The following is a 24,197-nucleotide window of genomic DNA, read 5'->3' as shown; positions in this document are numbered from 1 at the left end:
GCTTGAACTTTGGCCACGCTGATCCTCGTCCGTCACGGGCAGTCGGAATGGAACCTCGCAAACCGCTTTACCGGGTGGTGGGATGTCGACCTGACCGACAAGGGCGTCGACGAAGCGCGCGCGGCGGGTCGCCTGCTGAAGGACAAGGGCGTGCTGCCCGATTGCGCCTTCACCTCGCTCCAGACCCGCGCGATCCGCACGCTCGACCTCGCGCTCGAGGAATGCGGTCGCCTGTGGGTGCCGGTAACCAAGGACTGGCACCTGAACGAGCGGCACTATGGCGGGCTGACCGGGCTGAACAAGCAGGAAACCCGCGACAGGCACGGCGACGAGCAGGTCCATATCTGGCGCCGCAGCTTCGATACGCCGCCCCCGCCGATGGAGCCGGGCAGCGAGTACGATCCGGGCGCGGACCCGCGTTACGAGGGCATCGACGTGCCCTATACCGAGAGCCTGAAGCTGACGATCGAGCGCGTACTGCCTTATTGGGAAGAGCATATCCTGCCGCTGCTGACCGGCGACCGGACGATCATTATCTCCGCCCACGGCAACAGCCTGCGCGCGCTGGTGAAGCACCTTTCGGGCATTTCGGACGACGAGATCACCGGGCTCGAGATCCCGACCGGTCGCCCGATCATCTACCCGTTCGAAAATGGCGCGGTGACGGCCGAACGCCGCTATCTGGACGAAACCTGATGACGCGCGGTCCTCTCGTTGCAATCGTCATGGGCAGTCAGTCGGACTGGTCGACGATGAAGTGCGCGGCCGATGTGCTCGAAGAACTCGGCGTCGCGCACGAATCGCGCATCGTTTCCGCCCACCGCACTCCCGACCGGATGTACGATTTTGCCAAGAGCGCTGCAGATGATGGCTTCAAGGTCGTGATCGCGGGCGCAGGCGGCGCGGCGCATTTGCCAGGCATGATCGCATCGATGACCCCCCTTCCCGTGCTCGGCGTGCCGGTGCAGTCGAAAGCGCTGTCGGGCATGGATAGCCTTCTCTCGATTGCGCAGATGCCCGCAGGGGTCCCGGTCGGCACGCTTGCCATCGGCGAAGCAGGAGCGACCAATGCCGCGCTGTTCGCGGCCTCGATCCTCGGCGCGCACGATCCGGCGGTAATGGACCGGCTGGTCGCATGGCGCGCCGCCCGCAGCGCCTCGGTGGCAGAGAAGCCCAGCGACGCATGATCGAGCCGGGTGGCACTATAGGCATTCTCGGCGGCGGCCAGCTTGGCCGGATGCTCGCGATTTCCGCCGCCCAGATGGGTTACCATGTCATTGCCTATGCGCCCGAAGAGGGTGCGGTGATCGCGCAGGTGTGCAACGAATATGTTAGCGCCGACTGGCACGATGCGGACGCGCTCGAGGCCTTTGCCGAGCAGTGCGACGTGGTCACGCTCGAATTCGAGAATGTGCCTGCCGCTCCGCTGGAGGCCATCGCGGACAAGCTTGCCCCGCACCCGCGCGCGCTTGCGATCGCGCAGGACCGGCTGGCGGAAAAGCGGTTCGTCGAAGATCTCGGTGGAACGCCCGCGCCTTTCCACGCGGTCGATTCGCGCGAAGACCTGCTCGCCGGTATCGACGCGCTCGGCACGCCCGCGATCCTCAAGACGCGGCGGGATGGATACGACGGCAAGGGCCAGTGGCGGATCGCCTCGCGCGAAGAGGCCGAGGCACTCGACCTTCCCGACGCGCCGTGCATCCTCGAAGGTTTCGTGCAGTTCGAATGCGAGTTCTCGGTCATCCTCGCACGGCGTGCGGATGGTGCGGTCGCTTTCTGGGAAAGCTCGCAGAACGGGCACGAGGACGGCATCCTCGCTCGCTCCACCCTGCCGGGTGCCGCGATCATCGGCGATCAGGTGGACGAGGCACGCAAGCTGGCGCAGGCCGTCGCCGATAGGCTTGATTATGTCGGGGTCCTGACGCTCGAATTCTTCGCCAGCGAGGATGGGCCGATCTTCAACGAGATGGCCCCGCGCACGCACAATTCGGGCCACTGGACGATCGAGGGCGCGGCCACCAGCCAGTTCGAGAATCAGGTCCGTGCGATCTGCGGGCTGCCGCTGGGCGATACCCGCCGCGTCGCGCCGCGCGTGGTGATGGAGAACATAATCGGCCCCGCCGCCGCGACCGCGCACGAAGCGCTGGCCGATCCGGCCGCACATCTGCACCTTTATGGCAAGACGCAAGCGCCAGAAGGGCGCAAGATGGGCCACATCACGCGGCTGGAATGGCCCGATGGAGAAGGCAGCGAATGATTCAGGATCGCCTCTTCCTCGTCTATGCGCGCGCCGCCAATGGCGCGATCGGCAAGGATGGCGGCCTGCCGTGGCACATCCCGGCGGACCTCAGGCATTTCAAGTCGCTCACGACAGGAAAGCCCATGATCATGGGCCGCAAGACTTTCGAGAGTTTTCCCTCTCCCCTGCCCGATCGCCGCCATATCGTACTTACCCGCGACAGTGAGTGGCAGGCCGATGGTGCCGAGCGCGCGATGTCGGTCCCCGAGGCGCTCGCGGCGGCAGGAGGCGAGGAAACCGCAGTGATCGGCGGATCGGACGTGTTCGTGCTGTTCGAACCGCAAGCCGAGCGGATCGAGATGACACAGATTCATGCCGATTACGAAGGCGACACCTTCATGGACGCACCCGACGAATCGCGCTGGAAGGAAGCTGCGCGAGAGGATCATGAGGCCAGCGGCGACACCCCCGCCTTCTCCTTCATAACCTACGAGCGTCGCACGTGAAAAAGACCGTTCTGATTATTGTCGGGCTCGGCCTGCTCATCGGCATTGCAGGTTTCTTCCAGTTCGCTCCCGGCATTGCCGAGCGTAGCATGAACCAGATCGACGGCGAGCCGCTGATCGAGGTGTCGGACGAGGCGAAGGCGCTGCACACAACGCTGACCATCGTCGATCTGCATTCGGACACGCTGCTGTGGAACCGCAACCTTCTGAATCGCGCGGATCGCGGGCATATGGACGTGCCGCGCCTCGAAGAGGGCAATGTCGCGCTGCAGGTGTTCTCCAGCGTTACCAAGACCCCCAAGGGCCAGAACTACGACGCCAACACAGCGGACAGCGACAACATCACGCTGCTCACCATCGCCCAGCTGCAGCCGACCCGCACCTGGACCAGCCTGCTTGAACGCTCGCTCTGGCACGCCGAGAAGCTCGACCGGGCGGTGGCGGAGTCCGACGGCGGGCTGCTAAAGGTCGCCTCCACGAAGGATCTCGATCGCCTGCTGCGCGAACGGTCCGGCGAGACGCCCGAACCGGTTGGGGCGCTGCTCAGCATCGAGGGCTTGCAGAATCTCGAGGGAGACCTCTTGAACCTCGACGAACTGCGTACGGTCGGTTTCCGCATGGCGAGCCTCACGCATTTCTTCGACACCGACCTCGCCGGATCGATGCACGGCATCGAAAAGGGCGGGCTGACCGAGAAGGGTCGCAAGGCCGTCCGGCGGATGGAAGAGCTCGGCATGGTGGTCGACATCGCGCATTGCAGCCATGCCTGCGTGGCGGACATTATCGCGATGGCGCGCCGCCCGGTCGTCTCCAGCCACGGCGGGGTTCAGGCGACCTGCGAAGTCAATCGCAACCTGACCGACGGCGAAATTCGCGGCGTTGCCAAGACCGGCGGCGTGATCGGCATCGGGTACTGGGAAGGCGCTGTGTGCGGCACATCTCCGCGCGATGCGGCCAGAGCGATGAAGCATGTGCGCGATCTGGTGGGGATCGAACATGTCGCCTTGGGCAGCGATTACGACGGCGCGACCACCGTGCGGTTCGACACCTCCGAACTTGTACAGGTGACGCAGGCGCTGATGGACGAAGGCTTTACCGAGGACGAGATTCGCGCGGTGATGGGCGAGAATGCACTGCGCGTGCTGCGCGAAGACCTGAAACCCCTGCGCATGGCCGTAGACATGAAGCCCGTCCCATGAGGTGGCTCGACCATCGCGAACCGGTGACTGCGCCCTTGCGCGGAGCCATAGTGGCGCTCGGCAATTTCGACGGGTTCCACAAGGGCCACCAGGCGGTCGCGGGCGAGGCGATCCGCTGGGCGCGCGAGGAAGAGCGGCCGGTGATCGTCGCCACCTTCGATCCGCACCCGGTGCAGTTCTTCAAGCCCGAAACCCCGCCCTTCCGCCTGACCAGCCTCGAACAGCGGCACGAGCTCTATCTCGCCTTCGGGGCGACCGCGATGCTGGTCTTCCACTTCGATGCCGAACTGGCGGGCACCAGCGCCGAAGACTTCATCGAGCAAATCCTGGTCGAGCGGTTCGGCGCGCATGGCGTGCTGACGGGCGAGGATTTCACCTTCGGCAAGGGCGCAAAGGGTAATGCCGCGCTGCTGAAAGAGCACGGCGCGAAGCATGGGCTGGAAGCGCGCACCGTGTCGGCGGTGAGTGAGGACGACACGGTCGTCTCCTCCAGCCGAATTCGCGAATTGCTCAAGGCGGGCGAGCCGCAGGCCGCCGCGCAGCTCCTGACCCGCCCCTTCGCGATTCGGGGGATCGTGGAGCACGGCGACAAGCGCGGGCGCGAAATCGGCTACCCCACCGCCAACCTCGCGCTGGAGGATTACCTGCGCCCAAAATACGGCATCTACGCCGTGACCGGACGCATCCTGTCTTCGGGCGAGGAGCTGAAAGGCGCCGCCAATATCGGCATCCGCCCGCAATTTGAGCCGGCCAAGGAACTGCTCGAACCCTACTTCTTCGATTTCTCAGGCGACCTCTACGGGCAGGAAATCGAAGTCGCGCTGCACCACTTCATCCGCCCCGAAGCCAAGTTCGACTCGCTCGATGCGCTGATCGCGCAGATGGACCGGGATTGCGCCGAAGCGCGGCGGTTGCTGGCGGAGTAGGGATTGGCGCTCAGCGCCTTCTGACACACCTGACACAGTGTCCTGAGGTCAAAAAACCGGCCCCTCTCGCAGGGGTGGATTTCATCACGCGAAAGCGGATGAGCAAGTCGCGGGGGATCGACATTTTGAAAGAGCGGCAGCGAAGTTAGCCAGTCGGTGTCATGTAGGACAGGTTGCGAGAGGTCTCCGCGCACCCCGATCCCGCGCAATCCGATAGCGGGCACGGCAATCGAAAAATTGCGCGATGCACAAGGCCCCGCTAAGGCCTCGCGCCTGATGAGCGACGATACAAAGAAGGACTGGCGGGACACCGTCTTCCTGCCGAAAACCGATTTCCCCATGAAAGCCGGGCTCCCGCAGAAGGAGCCGGGCATTCTGGCCGGGTGGCAGCAGGACGACCTGCACGGCGCGCTGCGCGCCGAGCGTGCGGGTTCCGAAAAGTTCATCCTCCACGATGGCCCGCCCTATGCCAATGGCGATATCCACGTCGGCCACGCGCTCAACCATATCCTGAAGGACATGGTGGTCCGCACGCAGAGCCTGCTCGGCAAGGATGCGCCCTACGTGCCCGGGTGGGACTGCCACGGCCTGCCGATCGAGTGGAAGGTCGAGGAGCAATACCGCAAGAAGAAGCTCAACAAGGACGAGGTGCCGCGCGCCGAATTTCGCGCCGAATGCCGCGCCTACGCCCAGAAGTGGGTCGATACCCAGCGCGAACAGTTGAAGCGCCTCGGTATCATGGGCGACTGGGACAAGCCGTACCTCACCATGGACTACGACAGCGAAGCGACGATCGTCGCCGAGCTGATGAAGTTCGCAGAGGCGGGCAACCTCTATCGCGGGTCCAAGCCGGTAATGTGGTCGCCCGTTGAGAAGACCGCGCTCGCCGAAGCGGAGGTCGAGTACGAGGATATCACGAGCACGCAGATCGATGTGGCGTTCGAGATCGTCGAGGCTCCGAATGCGCCTGAGTTGGTCGGCGCAAACCTCGTCATCTGGACCACAACTCCTTGGACCATACCCGTCAATCAGGCGATCGCCTACGGCGATAACTATCGATATCGCGTGCTAGAGTTCGGCGGCAAGCGCCTGATCATGGAGAAGAGTATCCAGATCGGCTCCGATTTTATCGAGCGCCTCCAGCATGGGTCACATCCATTTGAGCAATCAGCGGTAGATAATGCCGAGATTGGGCACACGGAGGAAATTCCTTCGGACGCATTTGATGGGATGAAAGTTCTTCATCCTATGCATAAGCTTGGTGGGTTTTTCGCAACCCCTCGCCCAGTACTAAAGGCTGATTTCGTTGATAACGAGCAGGGTACCGGCCTCGTCCACATGTCGCCGGATCATGGCGAGGACGATTTCTATCTGTGTCGCGAGAACGGGATCGACCCGGTCTTCGCGGTCGACGATGGCGGGGTGTACCGCGACGACTGGCCGTGGCTGGGCGGGCGCGACGAGCGCCGCCGCTCGGTCATCAACCCCAATTTCAACGCGCCCGATGGTCCGATCTGCTCGGACCTCTCCGAAGTGGGCGCGCTGCTGAGCGCGAGCGCGGACTACAAGCACTCCTACCCGCACTCGTGGCGGTCCAAGGCGAAGATCATCTACCGCTGCACGCCGCAGTGGTTCGTACCGATGGACAAGGATCTGGGCGACGGCGGCACGCTGCGCAGCCGCGCAATGGGCGAGATCGAACGCGTGCGCTTCGTGCCCGAACGCGGGCGCAATCGCATCCGCTCGATGGTCGAAGGGCGGCCCGACTGGGTGCTCTCGCGCCAGCGCGCGTGGGGCGTGCCGATCACGCTATTCGTCCGCAAGGACGGCACCTACCTGCAGGACTCTGGCGTGAACAGCCGCGTGGTCGATGCCATCCGCGAGGGCGGCGTCGATGCGTGGGACGAAGCGCGCAAGGCCGAATTCCTCGGCTCCGACCACAATCCCGACGATTTCGAGATGGTGCATGACATCCTCGACGTGTGGTTCGATTCGGGCTGCACGCATGTCTTCGTGCTCGAAAGTGACCGCTGGCCCGCGCTGACCTGGCCCGCGAATCTCTACCTCGAAGGCAGTGACCAGCATCGCGGCTGGTTCCAGTCTTCGCTGCTCGAAAGCTGCGCCACGCGTGGCCGCGCGCCTTACGACCAGGTGCTGACCCATGGCTTCACCATGGACCAGAACGGGCGCAAGATGTCGAAGAGCCTCGGCAACACGGTCGATCCGCTCAAGATCGTCGACCAGTACGGCGCGGATATCCTGCGGCTGTGGGCGCTCAGCGTCGATTCGACGATGGATCACCGCATCGGCGACGAAATCCTGAAGGGCGTGGCCGACCAATACCGCAAGCTGCGCAACACCTTCCGCTACCTGCTCGGCGCGCTCGAAGGGTACGAGGCTTCGGAAGCGGTCGATTATGCCGAGATGCCCGAACTGGAGCGCTACACGCTGCACCAGCTCGCACAGCTCGATGCCAAGCTGCGGCAGTGCATCGCGGACTACGACTTCAACGAATACACTCGCCTGCTGACCGAGTTCGCGAACGAGGACCTCTCGGCCTTCCTGTTCGATATCCGCAAGGACCGGCTCTATTGCGACGATCCTGCGTGGACGCAGCGGCGCGCCTATCGCACCGTGCTCGACACGCTGTTCCACGCGCTGGTGCGCTATGCCGCGCCGGTGCTGGTCTTCACCGCCGAGGAAGTCTGGACCACGCGCTTCCCCGAGGGGAAGAGTATCCACCTCCAGCAAATCGACGCATTGCCCGACAATTGGACCGACGAAGCCCTCGCCGCCCGCTTCGCCGCGCTGCGCGAATTGCGGGAGGACGTGACCGAGGCGATCGAACCGCTCCGGCGCGAAAAGACCATCCGGTCGAGCAACGAGGCTGCGGTGTCTGTGCCAGCCGGTTCCGTCCCGCAGGGGTTCGACATGGACGATCTCGCCGAACTGTTCATCGCTGCGTCAGTCTCCACCCATGATGGAGACGGGGTGACCGTAACCCGTTCCTCCTGTAATAAGTGCGGGCGCTGCTGGCGCCTTTTGCCGAGCGTTTTGGAAGATGGCGACCTGTGCAGCCGCTGCGAGGGAGTAGTAGACTGATGGACTGTGCCTGGAATCGCCGCATGGGCGGCCTCGCGCTCGCTGCGCTCGTTTTCGGGCTCGACCAGCTCGTGAAATGGCTCGTCACCGGGCCGCTGGGGATCGACACGCTGGGCGATGTCCAGACCGTGCTGCCGTTCTTCGACCTGCGGTTCACCCAGAACTTCGGCATCTCGCTCGGCCTGTTCGAGGCAAACAGCGTGGAGACACGCTGGATTCTCGTGGCCGGCACCGCCCTCATCGCGGTGATCGTGCTGCTGTGGATGCTGCGCGAACGCGCGGGCGGAGACATTTTCGGCCTCGGCCTGATCCTTGGCGGCGCGCTCGGCAATATTACCGACCGCGTACTGTTTGGTTACGTGATCGATTATGCGGACCTGCACTTTGGCACCTTCCGCCCGTTCCTGATTTTCAACGTCGCCGATGCGGCCATCACCATCGGCGTCCTCATCATCCTTGCCCGTTCCTTCTTCCTGCGCGACAAGGGCGCGGAAGACGATGACATGCAGTTAGCTGCGAAAGAGAGCTGAATATGCGCACCAAGAGCCTCCTCATCCTCGCCACCTTCGCGATGGGCCTGTCCGCCTGCGGCAGCGGCGGCGGCCTTCTGGGTCGTGAGCGGCCCGACGAATTCGCGGTTCAGCGCCAGGCGCCGCTGGTGGTCCCGCCCGACTTCAGCCTCGCCCCGCCCGAGCCCGGCGCTCCGCGCCCGACCGAAGGCACCGCTGCGGAGCAGGCACTCGAGGCGCTGTTCGGCGGCCCCGCTGCGCGCAGCGCGGTCGAAGCCTCCGCTCTCGACCGTGCAGGCGAAGCAGCCCCCGGCATCCGCTCCTCGGTGGGCGACACGCAGACGCAAACGGTCGCCAAGGGCCGCGTGACGCAGGACATCATCGCAGCGCCCGAAGGCGATGGCGGTTCGGCGCAGGCCGTGATCCCGGGCTGACCGATACCTGGGCGCTCACATAGTTTGACGGCGCCCCTCCCGAAACGAATCGGCCCAAGCCATTCGATAGGGACGGACGAACGATTACAATTGTAGTTCATCGGTCCCTATCGGCTGTTAGTCCTGGATTCCGTAACGTCCGTCTAAGAATCACGCCGCCCGTCGAAAGCGGCGTGCGCGGGGCGCTGCCATCGCCCATTTCTCCTGTAGCGGCGCACCACCCCCAAATTCCCCCAAGGTGCGCCGCAACCATGGAGGAAACACTCATGAAGACGACTTTCACCCCCGCTCTCAAGTCCGGCGCTCCCAAGTCCGGCGCCCCCAAAGCTGCCCTCGCAATGGTCGCCGCCCTCGGCCTGGCCCTGCCCGCCGCTCCCGCGCTGGCCCAGCAGCAGTCCGTCGGAGTGGAATATGCCGATCTCGACCTGTCCTCGGAAGAGGGCCAGGAGACGCTGGATCGCCGGATCACTCAGGCCGCCAAGGACGTCTGCGGTGCCAATGAAAGCGAGATGGGCTCCCGCATCAAGAGCCGCGAAGTGCGCCGCTGCGTGAAGAGCGCGAAGAAGCAGGTTCGCACGCAGATCGCTGCCAAGATCGAGCAAGAGCGCCTCGGCGGCTGATAACAGCATGACCAACGCAACGGCCCCCTCCGGACAGGTTCCGGCGGGGGCCTTTCGTTTGCAGCCAAGCCACCGTGTGGCTTGGCGCTACGAGGCTCAGCGCCCCGCCATCGCCTTCACTTTGGGCAGATAAGTGCGCCCGATGCGCAAGGTCTCGCCGTCTTCCAGCTCGACCGACCACACGCCCAGCCCGTCGTGACGAAGCCCGGCAATGTTGTCCTTCCTCAGGATCGTGCTGCGGTGGATGCGGATATAGGCGTCCGGATCCAGCTTCTCCTCCAGCCCGGCGATGGTCTGCAGCAAAAGGTAGGTCTTGTCGCCCACGAACAGCCGCACATAGTCGCGCTCGGCGTCGATCCGGCGAACGTCGGACACCGACACGCGCACCAGTTCGGAGCGGTGCGGAACCCACAGTTCCTGCAGCCACTTGGTTTCACCCGTGCTCGCAGGCTCGCCGCGCTTGGCCAGTGCACGGGCGATCGCCCGCTCCAGCCGTTCGGCAGCGACGGGCTTCAACACGTAGTCGACGGCGTCGAGATCGAAGGCTTCGACCGCGAAGCTTTCATGCGCGGTGACGAAGATCACTGCGGGAGGCGTTTTCTGTCCCGCCAGCTTGCGCGCGACCTCGATGCCGCCGATGCCGGGCATGGTCAGATCGAGCAGGACGAGATCGGGCGCGGTCGCGCCGATCACCTCCAGCGCGGCTTCGCCGTGATCGGCCTTGCCCACCACTTCGACGTCGGCAATTCGTCCACACAGGGCCTCCAGACGCTCGATCGCGAGCGGTTCGTCGTCAACCAGTACGACGCGCATGGGTCCATTATCGTCCATCGTTGAAATCCAGTGGCATGATGAGTTCGGTGCGGTAGCCCCCGCCTTCGGCCTGTCCGGAGCGGACCTGCGCGCGGGCGCCGAAGCGGGCGTTCAGCCGGTCGCGCACGTTCGACAGGCCGATGCCGAAGCCGCCTCCGGTGCCCTCGGGCAGGCCGGGGCCGTTATCGGCCACAACCAGGTGCAGTTTCTGATCGGCAGCAAAAGCCTCGATCGAGACCTGCACCGGGGTGGTCGAGCGTGCGACAGCATAGCGGACCGAGTTTTCGACCAGCGGCTGCAGGATCATGCCCGGCACCCGCGCGCGCTCCAGATCGTCGGGCAGGTCGATGGCGACCAGCAGGCGTTCGGGGAAGCGGACCTCCTCGATCGCGAGATAGTCGCGCTGCAGGGCGATCTCGTCCTCCAGCGCGACATCCTCGGTCGGCTCTTCGGCGAGGCTGTGACGATAGAAATTTGACACTGCCTGAATCATCGCCTCCGCCCGCGCTTCCTTGCCGGTGATGACGAGCGAGGAGAGCGAGTTGAGCGTGTTGAACAGGAAGTGCGGATTGATCTGGTAGCGCAAGCTTCGCAGTTCGGCCGCCTTCGCCGCGCTGCGGAACCGTTCTTCGCGCGCCTGTGCCGTGCGGGCCTGCGCTCCGGCAAGCATCGCGAGATACAGCGCCGCCCAGGCGAGCAGCAGGAAATAGCGGCCCAGCGCAATGTCGGAAAGCTGACGCCAGCGCTCGGCACCAACGGGCGCGGGCGCAAGGATGAAGCTGCGGGCGCCCCCGGTGTTCTGGACCGACTGCCCCGCGGTGTCGCCGGTCGCCTGGGCATTGGGTATCTGGGGGAAATCGACCAGCAGGTTGCCCGCTTCGTCGCGGCGGATGACCACGCCCTGGCTCTCGCCGATCTTGCGGATCATCTTTTCCTGAATATCGGCGAAGACCATCTGGTTGACCTGCGCGATCATCAGCGCGGCGGGCAACGCCACAACCAATGCAGTGGCGGTCTTGACCATCAGGGATCGCGAATCGACCAGCCGCAGGACGAGCCACATGCCGAACGTGATCACGGCGCCTGCAAGGCATACCAGCAAACGCCGCCAAAGCAGCGCCTCTTGCAGCTCCAGCCCCACGATCACGCCGCGCAGGGTGACCAGCAGGAAATAGGTCGCCCACAGGCCGACGATGGAAATCAGCACCAACCGCAGCGGCAGGCGGGCCGATATGCGCGGGCTATCCTGGTCGGGGTAATTGTCTGTCACGATACGCCCTGATTGCGCGCGCCAGGCGTGCGAGGCAACAGCGCCGGTCGAGTGCGGAAGGGCGCTGGTCGAGCAGCTATCGGGACTTTTCGAGCAGCTTCTCTTCCGCGATCCGCTTCTTCCACTGCGCTGGCGCGAGCGTGTGGACGTTGTTGCCCGCCGCATCGACCGCGACCGTCACCGGCATGTTCTCGACCGTGAATTCGTAAATCGCTTCCATGCCCAGTTCCTCGAACGCGACGACCTTCGCCTCCTTGATCGCCCGCGCGACGAGGTAGGCCGCACCGCCGGTCGCCATCAGGTAGGCGGTCTTGAAGCGGCTGATGACGTCGACCGCGTCGGCCCCGCGCTCTGCCTTGCCGATCATCGCCAGCAGACCGAGGTCGAGCATCATTTCGGTGAAGGTGTCCATCCGGGTGGCGGTGGTCGGGCCTGCCGGGCCGACGACTTCGCCCATGACCGGGTCGACGGGGCCGACATAGTAGATCGCGCGGTCCTTGAAGCTCACCGGCAGCTCCTCGCCCCGCTCCAACATGTCCTTGATGCGCTTGTGCGCCGCGTCGCGCCCGGTCAGCATTTTGCCCGACAGCAGCAGGCGGTCGCCATGCTCCCAGCTTTCGACCTCTTCCTTGGTGAGGTTGTTCAGGTCGACGCGCTTCGCCGAACTGTCAGGCTGCCAGTTGACCTTGGGCCACTGGTCGAGGTCGGGCTTCTCGAGATACGCAGGCCCCGATCCGTCGAGCGTGAAATGCGCGTGGCGGGTCGCGGCGCAATTGGGGATCATCGCGACCGGCTTGCCCGCGGCATGGCAAGGCCAGTCGAGGATCTTCACGTCGAGCACGGTGGAAAGGCCACCCAGCCCCTGCGCGCCGATCCCCTGCGCGTTGACCGCATCGAAAATGTCGATCCGCAGCTGCTCGATATCGCTCTGCGCCCCGCGCGCCTTCAGCTGACCCATGTCGATCGGGTCCATCAGGCTCTGCTTGGCGAGCTTTACGCAATGTTCCGCGGTGCCGCCGATGCCGATGCCGAGCATCCCCGGCGGGCACCAGCCCGCGCCCATGCTGGGCACCTGTTCGACCACCCAGTCGACGATATTGTCGCTCGGGTTCATCATCTTGAACTTGCTCTTGTTCTCGCTGCCGCCGCCCTTCGCGGCGACATCGATACCCACCGTGTTGCCCGGCACCATCTCGACCGACAGAACGCAGGGGGTGTTGTCACGCGTGTTGCGGCGGGTGAAGGCGGGATCGGCGAGGATCGAGGCGCGCAGCTTGTTCTCGTCGTGGTTGTAGGCGCGGCGCACGCCTTCATCGACGACCTCCTGCAGCGATCGCTTGCTGTCCAGCCGACACTCCTGCCCCCACTTCACGAACACGTTCACGATGCCCGTGTCCTGACAGATCGGTCGATGCCCCTCGGCGCACATCCGGCTGTTGGTCAGGATCTGCGCAATCGCGTCCTTCGCTGCCGGGCCCTGCTCGGCTTCGTAGGCGTCTCCCAATGCCCGGATGTAGTCCATCGGGTGGTAGTAGGAGATGAATTGCAGCGCATCGGCGACGCTCTCGATGAGATCGTCTTCGCTGATTTTCACCATGTCACTCATCGACACTCGCCTTCTGCTAATCGAAACCCAAGCGCCGATAGAGCAGCCTTGGCCTATGCGACAAGTCATGCGGGTCTTGGCGAGCCATTCCACCCCCTATATGGCGCCCCCAAGGCACGATCGCCGAGACCCGCAGGCCGCCCGACGCGGCCGACCCATTGGACGAGACGAGAACCATGATCGAGACCGCGCAAAAAGCGCCCGACTTCGCAGCCGCACGCCGCCACATGATCGAAAGCCAGCTGCGCACCAGCGGGATCAATGATCGCTATGTGCTCGATCGGATGGCGGATGTTCCGCGCGAGGATTTCGTGCCCGAAGGCATGCGCGCCGCGGCCTATGTCGATCGCATGATCCCGCTCGCGAGCGGCGCAGCCCTCGCCCCGCCGCTCGCACATGGCCAGATCCTGAGCCAGGCACGGCCGGGCAAGGGCGAACACGCGCTGATCGTCGGCCCCGCAACCGCTTATCTTGCAGCATTGATGGGTCCGTTGGTTGCGGAGTTGCGCGAAGCGACCCCCGACGAGCTGCTTTCCGGCGATGTCGATGGCGTATTCGATCTGGTGGTGGTCGACGGCGCGGTAGAGGATGTCCCTGCGCAGCTGATCGCCGCGCTGGCACCCGAAGGCCGCTTGCTGACCGGCGTCATCCGCAAGGGCGTCATCCGGCTGGAGCTGGGGCGCCGCAGCGGCGATGCGATCTCGCTGATCCCGCTCAACGAGACGCAGCTTCCGCGTCTCCCGGCGTTCGACAAGCCGCAAGGCTGGACTTTCTGACCATGATCCGTCCAGCCCTTCTCGCATCGCTCGCACTCGGAGCCGTCGCGCTGGCCGCTCCGGCTCACGCCGATACGCTGCGCGAAGCGCTGGCCGAAGCCTACCGTACCAATCCGACACTGCAGGCGTCGCGTGCGCAGCTGCGCGCGACAGACGAGAACGTGCCGATCGAAAAGGCCGACGGGCGCCCGAATGTCACCGGGCAGGCGGCGGTCACCGAATTCATCAAGCAGAACTCGACCAGCTTCTTCGCACCCGATCGCGCGTTGACCGCCGGGGTCGATCTGGGCGTGCCGCTCTATTCTGGCGGTGCGGTGAAGAATTCGATTCGCGCCGCCGAAGAGCGGGTGCAGGCGGGCCGTGCCGATCTTCGGGGGACCGAGAGCGCGATCTTCAGCCAGGTCGTCGCCGCTTACATGGACGTTCTGCGCAGCGAAGCACTGGTCGGGTTGAGCGCCAACCAGGTCGAGGTGCTGACGGTCAATCTCGAAGCGACCAGCGACCGGTTCGAGATTGGCGATCTGACCCGCACCGATGTCGCACAGTCGCAATCGCGCCTTGCGCTCGCACGCGGCGATCTGCGTTCGGCCCAGGCCGGCCTGATCCAGGCGCGCGAGACCTATATCCAGCTGGTCGGTTCCGCGCCGGGCCAGCTCGAGCCGCCGCCGCCGCTTCCCAACCTGCCAAACGATCCGCGTATGGCGGTCACCGTGGCGCTGGAGAGCAATCCGGACCTGATTGCGGTGCGCGAACGTGCGCAGGCGGCTGGGTTCGACATCAAGGTTGCAGGCTCCAGCCGATTGCCTCGTATTTCGGCCTTTGCCGGATACGACTATCAGAACTTCCTCGGCAGCGTCCCGGGTGGCCCCGCAGATCCAAACGATCCGACCAGTCCGATTATTGCAAGCTCGCAGACCGCGACCGCTTCTTCGGCCGGTATCTCGCTCACGATACCACTGTTCCAGGGAGGCCGGCCCGCCGCGCTCGAACGCCAGGCACAGGCCCGCGCGTCCGCCGCGCTCGACCAGGTAATCGCCGCCGAGCGCGACGTGATTGCCCAGGTGAGAGCCTCTTTCGCCAGCTATTCCGCCGCACTCGCCATCATCGACAGTTCGCGCGAGGCCGTAGCCGCCGCCGAGCTCAGCCTCGAAGGCGTGCGCGCGGAAAACTCGATCGGCAACCGCACCGTGCTCGACGTTCTGAATGCGGAGCAGGAGTTGCTGTTCGCCCGCGTCGATCTCGTTACCGCGCGGCGCAACGCCTACGTGGCAGGCTTTTCGTTGCTCGCCGCGATGGGCCTGGCCGAGGCACGCGACCTCGGGATCGAGGGCGGTGCGCTGTACGATCCGCTGGTCAATTTCGACCGCGTATCGGGCAAATGGAACGACTGGAGCCGGGACCCCGAGCCCGAGGCGCGGGGCACGCGCACCATTGACATTCCCCCTGCAGACGCGGAAGTCCGGGATACTTACGGTCCGGTACTGGAATCGGACGGCAACTGAGGGACGGGCCAAGTGCGGGATGGCGAAGCGTCGGTCGAGGAAATTCTCGATTCCATCAAGAAGGTGATCGCGCGCGACAATCGCGCGGGCGCGATGGATGCACGACGCCGTCGCGAACGCTCTCGCCCCGATGATTCGCGGCCTCTCGCGCAGGATCCTGTGCTCGACGAGGAAGCCGAAGAGGTCTTCGACCTCGCCGAAGCCGACCTGGTAGATGAGGATCGCGATTCGGACGAGCCCCTGACGAGCACGGCAGCCCGCGATTCGATGCGCGATAATCTGGCCACGCTGGCCCTCCTCGCCGAGCCCGGCGCCCAGCCGCAGATCGTGCGGTCGGGTGAAACCTCGCTCGAAGGAATGGCGCGAGAGATGCTGCGCCCGATGCTGGCCGAGTGGCTGGACAAGAACCTGCCCCCGATGGTCGAGGATCTCGTGCGGCAGGAAATCGCGCGGATCGTCAAGAAGCAGGGTTGAGCCAACCCTATTCCCGAGAGAATTTTCGCTTGCGGGGGCCGCGCTTAGGCGTAGTTTCCGCGCCCATGCGCAAAGCCCCGAAATCGCTCGCCCTTCTCGCTGCGTCCGCAGCGTTGTTTGCCACCCCCGCTATCGCCCAGAACCCGCCGCAGGCCGATGCCCAGCGCGCCATGACCGCGCGCGATCTGGTCACAATGCCGCGCCTGGGCCTCGCCAGCGTCAGCCCGGACGGCAAGCGGGCGCTCTATTCGGTGACCACAACCGACGAGAAGTCGCTCGACCGCAGCACGACCTACCGCGTGAAGACACTCGCGACCGGTGAAGAAGTCGAGGTGCGGATTCGCGACGATGCATCCTCGATCGTGTTCTTCAATGACGAGCGGATCTATTTCCTCGCTCCGGGCGGGCGCAATTCGCAAGGCATGCAGGTCTTCACGGGGATCCTCCTTTCGAACGGCGTGGTGGCGCAGGAAACGCAGGTGACCCGCGTCAATCGCGAGATCGGCGGCTTCAAGGTCGCGCCCGACGGCAAGAGCATCGCGGTGATCGGCAACGTGCCGCGCGAATGCGCGCAGTTCGCGTGCAAGAGCGACAGTTCGCGCTACCTCCCCGGCCCGGGTACCGGCATGCTGTTCGACGGCTCGGATGGCTTCGTGCGCCACTGGGATACCTACGAGACCCCCGGCACCTTCAGCCGTGTGTTCGTCTTCCCGATCGAGAATGGTCTCGCAACGGGGCCGGGCGTCGCGGCGGACGGGCCGGCCGGTGAAGGCGCGCTGACGGGCGACACTCCGGTCCAGCCGTTCGGCGGAATGGAGGACATCGCTTGGGAAGCCGCCGGAGACGCGCTCTATTTCGTGGCGCGGCAGTCCGGCGCCAGCGAGCCGACCTCGACCAATACCGACATTTATCGCTTCACCATGGGCGAGAGCCGCCCGACCAACATCACTGTCGCCAACAAGGCGAGCGACGGGACGCCGTCGCCTTCGCCCGACGGCAAGTGGCTCGCCTATCTGGCGATGGAACGCCCGGGCTACGAATCGGATCGCATGCAGGTGATGCTGCGCGATCTCGCCACCGGCGCGACCCGTTCGCTAACCGCCGATTTCGATCGCAGCTTCGGGTCGCTGGCATGGACGCCCGATTCGCGCTGGATCGTTGCCACGGCGCAGGATGTGCTCGATACGCCCGCCTTCCGCATCGACCCGCGCAGCGGCAAGGTCACCGAACTGGACCTGCTGCGCGGAAACGAGGCGCATATCGGGAACGTGACCCCGGCGGGGAACACGCGGCTGGTATTCACGCGCGATTCGATTGCTGCTCCGGCAGAGCTCTACGTCTCCGAAGGCTGGGACGAAGCGAGCCGTCTGACCGACGTTGCAGCCAGCCGAATGGCGGCACTTGCGCCGGTGGAGACACGTCGGTTCAGCTTCGCCGGGGCCAATGACGACACCGTTTGGGGCCAGATTACCAAGCCCTCCGGCGTCGAAGGCAATCTGCCCGCAATCCTCTACGTCCACGGCGGACCGCAAGGTTCGTTCAACGACGGTTGGTCGAGCCGGTGGAACCCGCGCGTTCTGGCGAGCCAAGGCTATGCGGTGATCTCGGTCGATTTCCACGGTTCCACCGGATACGGGCAGGCCTTCACCGACGCGATCAATCGCGACTGGGGCGGCAAGCCGCTGGAGGATCTGCAGAAGGGCCTCGCTGCCGCGCTCGCGCTCGACACCCAGATCGATGGCAGCCGCGCCTGCGCCATGGGCGCGTCCTACGGCGGCTACATGATGAACTGGATCGCCGGCAACTGGCCCGAGCGGTTCGACTGCCTCGTTCAGCACGACGGCCTGTTCGACATGCGCAGCTTCTATTACGCGACCGAGGAATTGTGGTTTCCCCGCTGGGACTTCGGCGGCTCCTATGCCGAGCAACGCGAACTTTACGAGCGCTGGAACCCGGTCAACTACGTCGACAATTGGCGGACGCCGATGCTGGTCGTGACCGGCGAGAAGGATTTCCGCGTGCCCTACACGCAGGGCCTCCAGAGCTTCACGGCCCTGCAGGAGCGGGGCATTCCCTCGCAGCTGCTCGTTTTCCCGGACGAAAACCACTGGGTGCTCAAGCCGAGGAATTCGTTGCAATGGCACGACACGGTCTTCGCATGGCTCGATCGCTGGCTTGCTGAGGACGCCGAGTGACTTCGGATAAGGAACTGCGCAAGGCGCAGGGCGCTCTGGCCAAGACCGGCGGCGAACGGGCCGAGCGCCATATCTTCCTGTGCGCGATGCCGGAAAAGGCGAAGTGCTGCGGCCGGGCGCAGGGGAAAGAGTCCTGGAACTACCTCAAGAAGCGCCTGAAGGAACTGCGGATCGGCCCTGCTCGCGATAACGGACAGGACCTCATCCTTCGCCGGACCAAGGCCGACTGCCTGCAGATCTGCGAGGCGGGGCCGATCGCGCTCGTCCAGCCCGATGGTGTCTGGTATCACTCATGCACGCCAGAAGTGCTCGAGCAGATCATCCAGCAGCACCTGATCGGTGGCGTGCCGGTGGAGGCGCACCGGCTCTACCCGGCGAGCTGATCCGCTTACTCGCGATCGTCGTTCCACTTGTCTTGGTCTGCGAGCGGATTGTGGATCGATTCGTCGTGTCCCGTGCCGTTGGAAAGAAACACGAGACCCATCAGCGCGCTCGTCAGCAGCATGGTGAAGCCGATTCCCAGCGCGACCGCGATGAAGAAATGCGGGCTGACTTCCGCCTCGCTCCAGTAGATCGCAACCATCGCAGCGCCGACGACGAGGATCGTCAGGGCGAACATGAAGCGCATGATCCGCTTGTAGCGGGCCCATGCGAACGCGGCCTTTTCGGGGTCGTCGAGGGGGGATTTGGGCGCCAAACGTGCCTCCTGTGATGGCGATTCGCCAAGTCTGCGCCTTCGTGCCATTATCCCGGGCCTTGGGAAAGGAGCACGAAGGGATGACGATTGCGCGGCTGATTGCAGATCGCGAGGCAGGCAATGTCCTGACCTGCACGATACAGACCCCGATGCGCGACGCGGTCGCGCTGCTTGCGGAGAAACGAATCGGCGCGCTGCCGGTGATGGAAGGTGAGCGCGTAGCGGGCATCTTTTCCGAACGCGATGTCATTTATTGCATGGCCAGCCAAGGCGCCGGGTGCCTCGATCGGCCGGTGGGCGAGGTCATGACGGCCCCCGCCATCACCGTGACGGGAGACGAGCCGGTCGACCGGGCGCTGGCGCTGATGACCAAGCGCCGGATTCGCCATCTTCCGGTGGTCGAGAGCGACCGGCTCACCGGCTTCGTTTCGATCGGCGATCTGGTGAAATTCCGCTTCGACCAAGTGCAGCAGGAAGCCGAGAACATGCGGAGCTATATCCAGACCGCTTGAGGTGTGGCGCCCGGACGCCCATATCGGACATATGAGCACCACCCCCGCCTTGACCGAAGCCGCCGCCACCCGCGTTGCCGCCATTGCCGAAAAGCAGGGCAAGCCGGCGATCTTGCGACTCGCGGTCGATGGGGGCGGGTGTTCGGGCTTCCAGTACCGTTTCGAGCTCGCCGATGCGCCCGATGGCGAGGATTCGGTGAGCAGGACGGGCGCCGCAACGCTGGTCATCGATCCCGTCAGCCTCGATCTCGTGGCTGGAAGCAAGGTCGACTTCGTCGAATCGCTGGGCGGAGCGGCATTCCGGGTCGAGAATCCGCAGGCCGCTGCGGGCTGCGGCTGCGGCTCGAGCTTCGGGATTTAGGTTAGACTACGCGGCGCACATCGGGCACGGGTTCCCGCATGCGCATAGCCACTTTCAACATCAACGGGATCAAGGCTCGGCTCCCGCGCCTCCTCGAATGGCTGGAAGAGACCCAGCCCGATGTCGCCTGCCTGCAAGAGATCAAGTCGCAGGATGAGGGTTTCCCGGCCGCCGAGTTCGAAAAGATCGGCTACCAGGCGATCTGGCACGGCCAGAAGAGTTTCAACGGGGTCGCGATCCTCGCCAAGAACAGCCTTGATCTGACCGAGCGCCAGCGTGGCCTGCCAGGCGACGACAGCGACGATCACGCGCGCTACCTCGAAGCCGAGGTCAACGGCGTCATCGTCGCCAATCTCTACCTTCCCAACGGCAATCCGCAGCCCGGACCCAAGTTCGATTACAAGCTTGCATGGATGGAGCGCTTGCGCGTCCGCATGGCGCAGCTCTGGGCTGAAGAGAAGCCCGCCATCGTGCTCGGCGACTTCAACGTCATCCCGGAAGACAAGGATGTCTGGTCGCCGCCGGCTATGCAGGACGATGCGTTGATGCAGCCCGCATCGCGCGATGCCTATCGGCGATTGCTCGACGACGGGTGGACCGACGCGTTGGACACGCTCAACCCGCGCGGCGGGGTGTGGACCTTTTGGGACTATCAGCGCGGCGCGTGGCAGCGCGACCACGGCTTCCGGATCGATCACTGCCTGCTCTCGCCCGAACTGGCCGATCGGCTGGAGGCAGCAGGCGTGGACAAGGATGCGCGCGGCAAAGAAAAAGCCAGCGACCATGCCCCCGTCTGGGTCCAGGTCGCCGGCTGATTTTCCGGTGCGTGCGGGCCACGGGCGGCCTCGACACGCTCCGATGCCCGACGCTTAACGGTAGAAGATGTGCGTCTTGATCGTGGCGCGGGCGACCTTGCTGCGCGCCCAGCGCGGCTTCACGTAGGTCGCGTGAAAATAGAGCGAATCGCCCGCTTCGCTGTCCCACAGGCCTTCATGCGCGATGCGCGCGATCTTGCGAGCCTTCTCCCAGGCAATCGCATTGCCGCGATTGCTGGGGATGCGACCGTTCTTCACGAAGGAGAACTGCGCGCGCTGGGTCACAACACCGCAATAGTCCGACGGAAAGACCGAGGATTCGCTGCGGTTGATGATGACCTGCGCCACCGCGAGCTGGCCTTCGATCGGCTCGCCACGCGATTCGAAATAGATGGCACCCGCCAGGCATTCCAGCTGGCGCGAAAGCGTCTGCGGAGCATCCACCTCGGCCATAAGCTCGCGGAGCGAGCTGGCACTGGGCACGGCCGGCTCGGCCAGCTCGGGTGCAGGGGTTTCTTCCGGCTCGGGCAGCGGTTGAACCACTTCTTCCGAGATAAAGGCCGGATCGGCCGCAACGACAGGTTGCGGCTCGGAAATTTCAGGTTGGCCCTGCTGGGCCTGCGCATCCGCGTAGCTGAGCCCCGCAGAAGCGATAAGGACGGCGGCGGCAGAAGCCGCGAAACCGAAAGTCGTCTTTCTACCCATTGATCCCGTTCAAAGGGCGGTGAACGAACACAGACGCAGGCTGGAACCATCAGGCGCCGAAGCGCTTTTACTACTTGTACAAATGTGAGGGTTCGAAAAGGCCTGCCGGCCGTTCCCCGACTGCGTGCTAATCAATGCGGCCTCATTGCCGCCTCGACCGCCTGCGCAAATTCGAAGTCGCGGGCCCTTCGACTACGCGCGGCATGAGGTCAAGTTAAGGCCGCAATTCTGCGACGAACCGTTCTGCATCGTCGATCTGCGCTTCCACGATCCATAAATCGGAATCCTGAGCCGATCTGCGATCGCAATATTCGTAAATTTCTTTTTCTTTTTCAGGCGGTTCTTCACGAGTCACCTGCCATTCGAAGGCGTAGTCCGCTGATGGGCGTCTTTCGACTAGTTTCGTGGTCCCGCCACGATCGCGCAGCAATAGAACATAGGTGCCGCTGTCCCGGTCACCTTTGGCAAGGATAACTCCCGTACCGCCTTGCGACGAAATTTGCCGCAAGAGCCCACTCACGACGAGGTGAGTCGGCAACCGCGAATCACTCACGGTGCCGTATCCGCGTAGCCATCAAGGCCCGAGAGCGCGATTCGCGACCGCATGAAGGTGCCCGTACCGCGCCCGATCTCGTCGCCTTCCTCGTCGACCAGCCGCGATTCGGCCACGAGCACGCGCCGTTTGCCGCTGATCCACACGCCCGTAGCGGTCACTCGCCCACCGCGCACCGGCTTGGTGAAATGCGCGTTGAACGCAGTGGTCAGCAGGAAGCGGTCGGTGACGAGGCTGTTGGCGGCATAAAAGGCCGCATCGTCGAGCATCTTGAAATAGATCGTGCCATGCGCGGCGCCCGCTGCGTGGAAGACATTCTCGGTCACGTCGAAGGTGATACGCGCGCGCCCCTCACCCTCGATCGCGAGCTCGGACGCAAAGGCGTGGTTGATCGGGGCCGAGCGGTACAGCCGCTCGAGCGCGCGATGATGGGCGGCGCGGCCCGGGTCGGTGTCAGGCTGCGTCACGCAAGCCCGCATTGGCAACGATCGAGAACAGCTCTTCCTCACCGGTCGCTTCGAACAGCTGGTGCAGCAAGCGCTCGTCACGCGTCAGGCGGGACATGGCGGCCAGAGCGTGGAGGTGGAGCGCGCCGGCGTCGCGCGGCGAAATCAGGCCCATCACCAGCCGCACCGGCACGCCGTCGGCCGCGTTGTAGTCTACATCGCGCTCGAGGTGGAGGAGCATCGCAACCGGTTCGTCGACGACATCCAGTCGCGCATGCGGCATCGCGACACCGCGACCGAACCCGGTGCTGCCGAGCGCCTCACGCTCCTGCAACGCCTCGAGCACGTCTTCCGGATCGAGCGCGTAAGCATCGGCAAACCCTTGCGCCAGTTCGGTCAGGATTGCCGGCTTGGTCGCACAGGGTGCCTGCCGCACAGCTTGGGGCAACAATCGAAACGGGGACGACACGGGGGTTAGCCTGCCTTGCTTTTCAAAATCCGGAGTGATCCCGAGGGGACCGTTAACGCCGCAAAAGTCGCGGCAAGGTGGGTTTGCGGCCATTCCTGGTGGGAATGGCCGTAACCACTCAATGCGGTTCGACCCAGCCGATCGAACCGTCGTGGCGGCGGTACACCATATTATGGCGGCCCGAGCCAGCGTTTTTAAAGAATAACGCATTGGTATCGCGCAGGTCGAGCTCCATGACCGCATCCGCGACCGACACTTCGGGGATGTCGGTCTTGGTTTCCGCGACAACCGGGGCGGAATCGCCCACCTCGGTCTCGTCCTCCTCCGGCCGGGCCGCAAAAATGCGATAGGCGGCCTCTTCCGCCTCGGGGGAGAGAACGCGCTCGTTATGGCGCTCGCTCAGCCGACGTTTGTAGCGGCGCAGCTGCTTTTCGAGCTTCCCCGCCGCCGCATCCAGAGCCTGATGGATATCGTGTGCTTCCCCCCGCGCCTTGAGGGTCAGCCCTTGCATGATATGCGCCACGATATCGCAGGAGAACGCGCCGCCCGGCTGCTTGCCGAACGTGGCCTTTGCCGAGATCGCGCGGCTGAAATACTTGTCGACAATCGCCTGGAGGCGGTCGCTGGCGCTATCCTGCAATGCGGAGCCAGTTTCGAGCTGGTGGCCGGAAATGCGAATATCCATGTGGCAATTCTCCTTTTGTTCTTGCGCAGCACCCAATGCGGGCGCGCCCTACCTGTTCCAGATAGGTCTTGCGATCTGCTCAAGAAAGGTCGCGTGGCGCGCCAGTTCCGCTTCGCTCGCCGAATGCAGGCGGGCCGGGCGAACCGGGCGATCGGACGAGGGCATGAGCGGCACTGCATGCTGCTGTGCGGCGGTGTCGCCTTCGTTTGCGCTTTCGGGGACCAGCCCCATGGCGATCTGCCGCCCGCCGGTCAGTTCGATATAGACCTGCGCGAGCAATTCGGCGTCGAGCAGCGCGCCGTGAAAAACACGGTGGCTGCGATCCACGCCGTAGCGGCTGCACAACGCGTCGAGCGAATGCTTGCCGCCCGGGTTCTTGCGGCGCGCCATCTCCAGCGTATCGATCTTGCGCGAGAGACAGATCGCCTCGCGCGCGCAAAGATCGAGTTCGCTGTTGATGAAGGTGAAATCGAAGCCCGCATTGTGGGCGACCAGCATGTCGTCGCCAACGAATTCCAGAAACGCATCAACCTCGTCGCGGAAGAACGGCTTGTCGGCGAGGAATTGCGTGCTCAGCCCGTGGATCGCCTCTGCTTCGGCGGGCATGTCGCGTTCGGGATTGTAATAGGCATGGAAGGTCTTGCCGGTCGGCATCCGGTCGATCAGTTCGACACAGCCGATTTCGACCATTCGGTGGCCCTGCTTGGGATCGATGCCGGTGGTTTCGGTATCGAAGACGATTTCGCGCATGAGCAGACTATCGGCTTCCCGGGAGGCTCTTGC

Annotated in this window: 28 protein-coding genes; 18 read left to right on the top strand and 10 right to left on the bottom strand. The window is 64.5% G+C overall.

The features are described 5' to 3' along the window. The first annotated feature begins 9 nt into the window (after positions 1-9). The 10 genes from gpmA (at position 10) to AAG612_RS10840 (ending at position 9,535) form a co-directional block, all read left to right on the top strand. Positions 10-696, top strand: coding sequence for a 2,3-diphosphoglycerate-dependent phosphoglycerate mutase (gpmA, locus tag AAG612_RS10885; RefSeq protein WP_342510113.1), 687 nt, complete (start codon positions 10-12; stop codon positions 694-696). Next, positions 696-1,187: a 5-(carboxyamino)imidazole ribonucleotide mutase gene (gene purE / locus AAG612_RS10880; protein WP_342510111.1), complete on the top strand. Its 492-nt coding sequence runs from the start codon at positions 696-698 to the stop codon at positions 1,185-1,187. Before gpmA ends, purE begins: the two co-directional genes overlap by 1 nt. Continuing rightward, complete coding sequence (locus AAG612_RS10875) at positions 1,184-2,257, top strand: 5-(carboxyamino)imidazole ribonucleotide synthase (protein WP_342510109.1); 1,074 nt, start codon at positions 1,184-1,186, stop codon at positions 2,255-2,257. Before purE ends, AAG612_RS10875 begins: the two co-directional genes overlap by 4 nt. Beyond that, a complete protein-coding gene (locus AAG612_RS10870; protein ID WP_342510106.1) occupies positions 2,254-2,745 on the top strand; it encodes a dihydrofolate reductase in 492 nt (163 codons plus the stop codon). The genes AAG612_RS10875 and AAG612_RS10870 overlap by 4 nt, the downstream gene beginning before the upstream one ends. After that, the gene (locus AAG612_RS10865; RefSeq protein ID WP_342510104.1) at positions 2,742-3,944 is read left to right on the top strand and encodes a dipeptidase; all 1,203 of its coding nucleotides are present in this window, start codon (positions 2,742-2,744) and stop codon (positions 3,942-3,944) included. Before AAG612_RS10870 ends, AAG612_RS10865 begins: the two co-directional genes overlap by 4 nt. Further along, positions 3,941-4,870 carry a bifunctional riboflavin kinase/FAD synthetase gene (locus AAG612_RS10860; protein ID WP_342510102.1) on the top strand — a complete coding sequence of 310 codons (930 nt, stop codon included), beginning with the start codon at positions 3,941-3,943 and terminating at the stop codon, positions 4,868-4,870. The genes AAG612_RS10865 and AAG612_RS10860 overlap by 4 nt, the downstream gene beginning before the upstream one ends. A 276-nt stretch (positions 4,871-5,146) precedes the next feature. After that, on the top strand, positions 5,147-7,972 hold the full coding sequence (ileS, locus tag AAG612_RS10855; protein ID WP_342510100.1) for an isoleucine--tRNA ligase: 2,826 nt from the start codon (positions 5,147-5,149) through the stop codon (positions 7,970-7,972). Then, positions 7,972-8,502 (top strand): signal peptidase II, encoded by a 531-nt coding sequence (gene lspA / locus AAG612_RS10850; protein WP_342510098.1) that lies wholly within the window; start codon positions 7,972-7,974, stop codon positions 8,500-8,502. Before ileS ends, lspA begins: the two co-directional genes overlap by 1 nt. 2 nt (positions 8,503-8,504) lie before the next feature. Further along, positions 8,505-8,915: a DUF3035 domain-containing protein gene (locus AAG612_RS10845; RefSeq protein WP_342510096.1), complete on the top strand. Its 411-nt coding sequence runs from the start codon at positions 8,505-8,507 to the stop codon at positions 8,913-8,915. A 266-nt stretch (positions 8,916-9,181) separates the two neighbouring features. Then, positions 9,182-9,535: a UrcA family protein gene (locus tag AAG612_RS10840; protein ID WP_342510094.1), complete on the top strand. Its 354-nt coding sequence runs from the start codon at positions 9,182-9,184 to the stop codon at positions 9,533-9,535. Between the two features lie 96 nt (positions 9,536-9,631). Here the strand turns inward: AAG612_RS10840 and AAG612_RS10835 are convergent, their stop codons facing one another. The 3 genes from AAG612_RS10835 to AAG612_RS10825 all read right to left on the bottom strand — a co-directional run bounded on the left by AAG612_RS10835 (position 9,632) and on the right by AAG612_RS10825 (position 13,215). Next, the gene (locus AAG612_RS10835; protein WP_342510093.1) at positions 9,632-10,366 is read right to left on the bottom strand and encodes a LytR/AlgR family response regulator transcription factor; all 735 of its coding nucleotides are present in this window, start codon (positions 10,364-10,366) and stop codon (positions 9,632-9,634) included. Further along, positions 10,356-11,555 carry a sensor histidine kinase gene (locus AAG612_RS10830; protein WP_425341856.1) on the bottom strand — a complete coding sequence of 400 codons (1,200 nt, stop codon included), beginning with the start codon at positions 11,553-11,555 and terminating at the stop codon, positions 10,356-10,358. Before AAG612_RS10830 ends, AAG612_RS10835 begins: the two co-directional genes overlap by 11 nt. 139 nt (positions 11,556-11,694) lie before the next feature. Next, positions 11,695-13,215 (bottom strand): fumarate hydratase, encoded by a 1,521-nt coding sequence (locus AAG612_RS10825; RefSeq protein ID WP_425341855.1) that lies wholly within the window; start codon positions 13,213-13,215, stop codon positions 11,695-11,697. Positions 13,216-13,382: 167 nt separating this feature from the next. Here AAG612_RS10825 and AAG612_RS10820 point away from each other — a divergent pair, with 167 nt between their 5' ends. The 5 genes from AAG612_RS10820 (at position 13,383) to AAG612_RS10800 (ending at position 18,554) form a co-directional block, all read left to right on the top strand. Next, a complete protein-coding gene (locus AAG612_RS10820; RefSeq protein ID WP_342510087.1) occupies positions 13,383-14,000 on the top strand; it encodes a protein-L-isoaspartate O-methyltransferase family protein in 618 nt (205 codons plus the stop codon). A 2-nt stretch (positions 14,001-14,002) separates the two neighbouring features. Continuing rightward, complete coding sequence (locus AAG612_RS10815) at positions 14,003-15,502, top strand: TolC family outer membrane protein (RefSeq protein ID WP_342510085.1); 1,500 nt, start codon at positions 14,003-14,005, stop codon at positions 15,500-15,502. Positions 15,503-15,514: 12 nt separating this feature from the next. Beyond that, positions 15,515-15,976 (top strand): DUF2497 domain-containing protein, encoded by a 462-nt coding sequence (locus tag AAG612_RS10810; RefSeq protein WP_342510084.1) that lies wholly within the window; start codon positions 15,515-15,517, stop codon positions 15,974-15,976. 65 nt (positions 15,977-16,041) lie between these two features. Beyond that, positions 16,042-18,171 (top strand): dipeptidyl-peptidase 5, encoded by a 2,130-nt coding sequence (locus AAG612_RS10805; RefSeq protein WP_342510082.1) that lies wholly within the window; start codon positions 16,042-16,044, stop codon positions 18,169-18,171. Next, the gene (locus AAG612_RS10800) at positions 18,168-18,554 is read left to right on the top strand and encodes a (2Fe-2S) ferredoxin domain-containing protein (RefSeq protein WP_342510080.1); all 387 of its coding nucleotides are present in this window, start codon (positions 18,168-18,170) and stop codon (positions 18,552-18,554) included. Before AAG612_RS10805 ends, AAG612_RS10800 begins: the two co-directional genes overlap by 4 nt. 5 nt (positions 18,555-18,559) lie before the next feature. On the opposite strand, the gene AAG612_RS10795 is transcribed toward AAG612_RS10800, so the two are convergent. Beyond that, positions 18,560-18,868 (bottom strand): hypothetical protein, encoded by a 309-nt coding sequence (locus tag AAG612_RS10795; protein WP_342510078.1) that lies wholly within the window; start codon positions 18,866-18,868, stop codon positions 18,560-18,562. An 80-nt stretch (positions 18,869-18,948) separates the two neighbouring features. On the opposite strand from AAG612_RS10795, the gene AAG612_RS10790 reads away from it, so the two are divergent. The 3 genes from AAG612_RS10790 to xth are packed head-to-tail and all read left to right on the top strand — an operon-like array spanning position 18,949 to position 20,556. After that, positions 18,949-19,380 carry a CBS domain-containing protein gene (locus tag AAG612_RS10790; protein ID WP_342510076.1) on the top strand — a complete coding sequence of 144 codons (432 nt, stop codon included), beginning with the start codon at positions 18,949-18,951 and terminating at the stop codon, positions 19,378-19,380. Between the two features lie 31 nt (positions 19,381-19,411). Next, on the top strand, positions 19,412-19,741 hold the full coding sequence (locus tag AAG612_RS10785; protein ID WP_342510075.1) for a HesB/IscA family protein: 330 nt from the start codon (positions 19,412-19,414) through the stop codon (positions 19,739-19,741). A 38-nt stretch (positions 19,742-19,779) separates the two neighbouring features. Further along, positions 19,780-20,556 carry an exodeoxyribonuclease III gene (gene xth / locus AAG612_RS10780; RefSeq protein WP_342510073.1) on the top strand — a complete coding sequence of 259 codons (777 nt, stop codon included), beginning with the start codon at positions 19,780-19,782 and terminating at the stop codon, positions 20,554-20,556. A gap of 54 nt (positions 20,557-20,610) precedes the next feature. Here the strand turns inward: xth and AAG612_RS10775 are convergent, their stop codons facing one another. The 6 genes from AAG612_RS10775 to dnaQ all read right to left on the bottom strand — a co-directional run bounded on the left by AAG612_RS10775 (position 20,611) and on the right by dnaQ (position 24,164). Then, complete coding sequence (locus AAG612_RS10775) at positions 20,611-21,261, bottom strand: cell wall hydrolase (protein WP_342510071.1); 651 nt, start codon at positions 21,259-21,261, stop codon at positions 20,611-20,613. A 214-nt stretch (positions 21,262-21,475) separates the two neighbouring features. Next, positions 21,476-21,814 carry a DUF1491 family protein gene (locus AAG612_RS10770; protein WP_342510069.1) on the bottom strand — a complete coding sequence of 113 codons (339 nt, stop codon included), beginning with the start codon at positions 21,812-21,814 and terminating at the stop codon, positions 21,476-21,478. Beyond that, positions 21,811-22,293, bottom strand: a complete 483-nt coding sequence (locus AAG612_RS10765) for a PaaI family thioesterase (protein ID WP_342510344.1) — start codon at positions 22,291-22,293, stop codon at positions 21,811-21,813. The genes AAG612_RS10770 and AAG612_RS10765 overlap by 4 nt, the downstream gene beginning before the upstream one ends. Continuing rightward, positions 22,268-22,696: a PTS sugar transporter subunit IIA gene (locus tag AAG612_RS10760; RefSeq protein WP_342510067.1), complete on the bottom strand. Its 429-nt coding sequence runs from the start codon at positions 22,694-22,696 to the stop codon at positions 22,268-22,270. The genes AAG612_RS10765 and AAG612_RS10760 overlap by 26 nt, the downstream gene beginning before the upstream one ends. 151 nt (positions 22,697-22,847) lie before the next feature. After that, a complete protein-coding gene (hpf, locus tag AAG612_RS10755; protein WP_342510065.1) occupies positions 22,848-23,414 on the bottom strand; it encodes a ribosome hibernation-promoting factor, HPF/YfiA family in 567 nt (188 codons plus the stop codon). 48 nt (positions 23,415-23,462) lie between these two features. Beyond that, entirely contained in the window at positions 23,463-24,164 is a 702-nt protein-coding gene (gene dnaQ / locus AAG612_RS10750) for a DNA polymerase III subunit epsilon (RefSeq protein WP_342510064.1), read from the bottom strand. Between the last annotated feature and the right edge of the window lie 33 nt (positions 24,165-24,197).

The sequence above is a fragment of the Citromicrobium bathyomarinum genome (assembly GCF_038594605.1).
GTDB lineage: Bacteria > Pseudomonadota > Alphaproteobacteria > Sphingomonadales > Sphingomonadaceae > Alteriqipengyuania > Alteriqipengyuania bathyomarina_B.
Note: the sequence above shows the minus strand (reverse complement) of the source record. Positions and strands in the feature narration are given on the sequence as shown.

Coding starts and splice junctions, on each gene's coding strand:
- dnaQ (WP_342510064.1), bottom strand. CDS start 24,164: ATGCGCGAAATCGTCTTCGATACCGAAACCACCGGCATCGATCCCAAG.
- lspA (WP_342510098.1), top strand. CDS start 7,972: ATGGACTGTGCCTGGAATCGCCGCATGGGCGGCCTCGCGCTCGCTGCG.
- AAG612_RS10805 (WP_342510082.1), top strand. CDS start 16,042: ATGCGCAAAGCCCCGAAATCGCTCGCCCTTCTCGCTGCGTCCGCAGCG.
- AAG612_RS10825 (WP_425341855.1), bottom strand. CDS start 13,215: ATGGTGAAAATCAGCGAAGACGATCTCATCGAGAGCGTCGCCGATGCG.
- AAG612_RS10870 (WP_342510106.1), top strand. CDS start 2,254: ATGATTCAGGATCGCCTCTTCCTCGTCTATGCGCGCGCCGCCAATGGC.
- AAG612_RS10845 (WP_342510096.1), top strand. CDS start 8,505: ATGCGCACCAAGAGCCTCCTCATCCTCGCCACCTTCGCGATGGGCCTG.
- AAG612_RS10835 (WP_342510093.1), bottom strand. CDS start 10,366: ATGGACGATAATGGACCCATGCGCGTCGTACTGGTTGACGACGAACCG.
- ileS (WP_342510100.1), top strand. CDS start 5,147: ATGAGCGACGATACAAAGAAGGACTGGCGGGACACCGTCTTCCTGCCG.
- hpf (WP_342510065.1), bottom strand. CDS start 23,414: ATGGATATTCGCATTTCCGGCCACCAGCTCGAAACTGGCTCCGCATTG.
- AAG612_RS10765 (WP_342510344.1), bottom strand. CDS start 22,293: ATGCGGGCTTGCGTGACGCAGCCTGACACCGACCCGGGCCGCGCCGCC.
- purE (WP_342510111.1), top strand. CDS start 696: ATGACGCGCGGTCCTCTCGTTGCAATCGTCATGGGCAGTCAGTCGGAC.
- AAG612_RS10785 (WP_342510075.1), top strand. CDS start 19,412: ATGAGCACCACCCCCGCCTTGACCGAAGCCGCCGCCACCCGCGTTGCC.
- AAG612_RS10790 (WP_342510076.1), top strand. CDS start 18,949: ATGACGATTGCGCGGCTGATTGCAGATCGCGAGGCAGGCAATGTCCTG.
- AAG612_RS10875 (WP_342510109.1), top strand. CDS start 1,184: ATGATCGAGCCGGGTGGCACTATAGGCATTCTCGGCGGCGGCCAGCTT.
- AAG612_RS10815 (WP_342510085.1), top strand. CDS start 14,003: ATGATCCGTCCAGCCCTTCTCGCATCGCTCGCACTCGGAGCCGTCGCG.
- AAG612_RS10775 (WP_342510071.1), bottom strand. CDS start 21,261: ATGGGTAGAAAGACGACTTTCGGTTTCGCGGCTTCTGCCGCCGCCGTC.
- AAG612_RS10840 (WP_342510094.1), top strand. CDS start 9,182: ATGAAGACGACTTTCACCCCCGCTCTCAAGTCCGGCGCTCCCAAGTCC.
- AAG612_RS10860 (WP_342510102.1), top strand. CDS start 3,941: ATGAGGTGGCTCGACCATCGCGAACCGGTGACTGCGCCCTTGCGCGGA.
- xth (WP_342510073.1), top strand. CDS start 19,780: ATGCGCATAGCCACTTTCAACATCAACGGGATCAAGGCTCGGCTCCCG.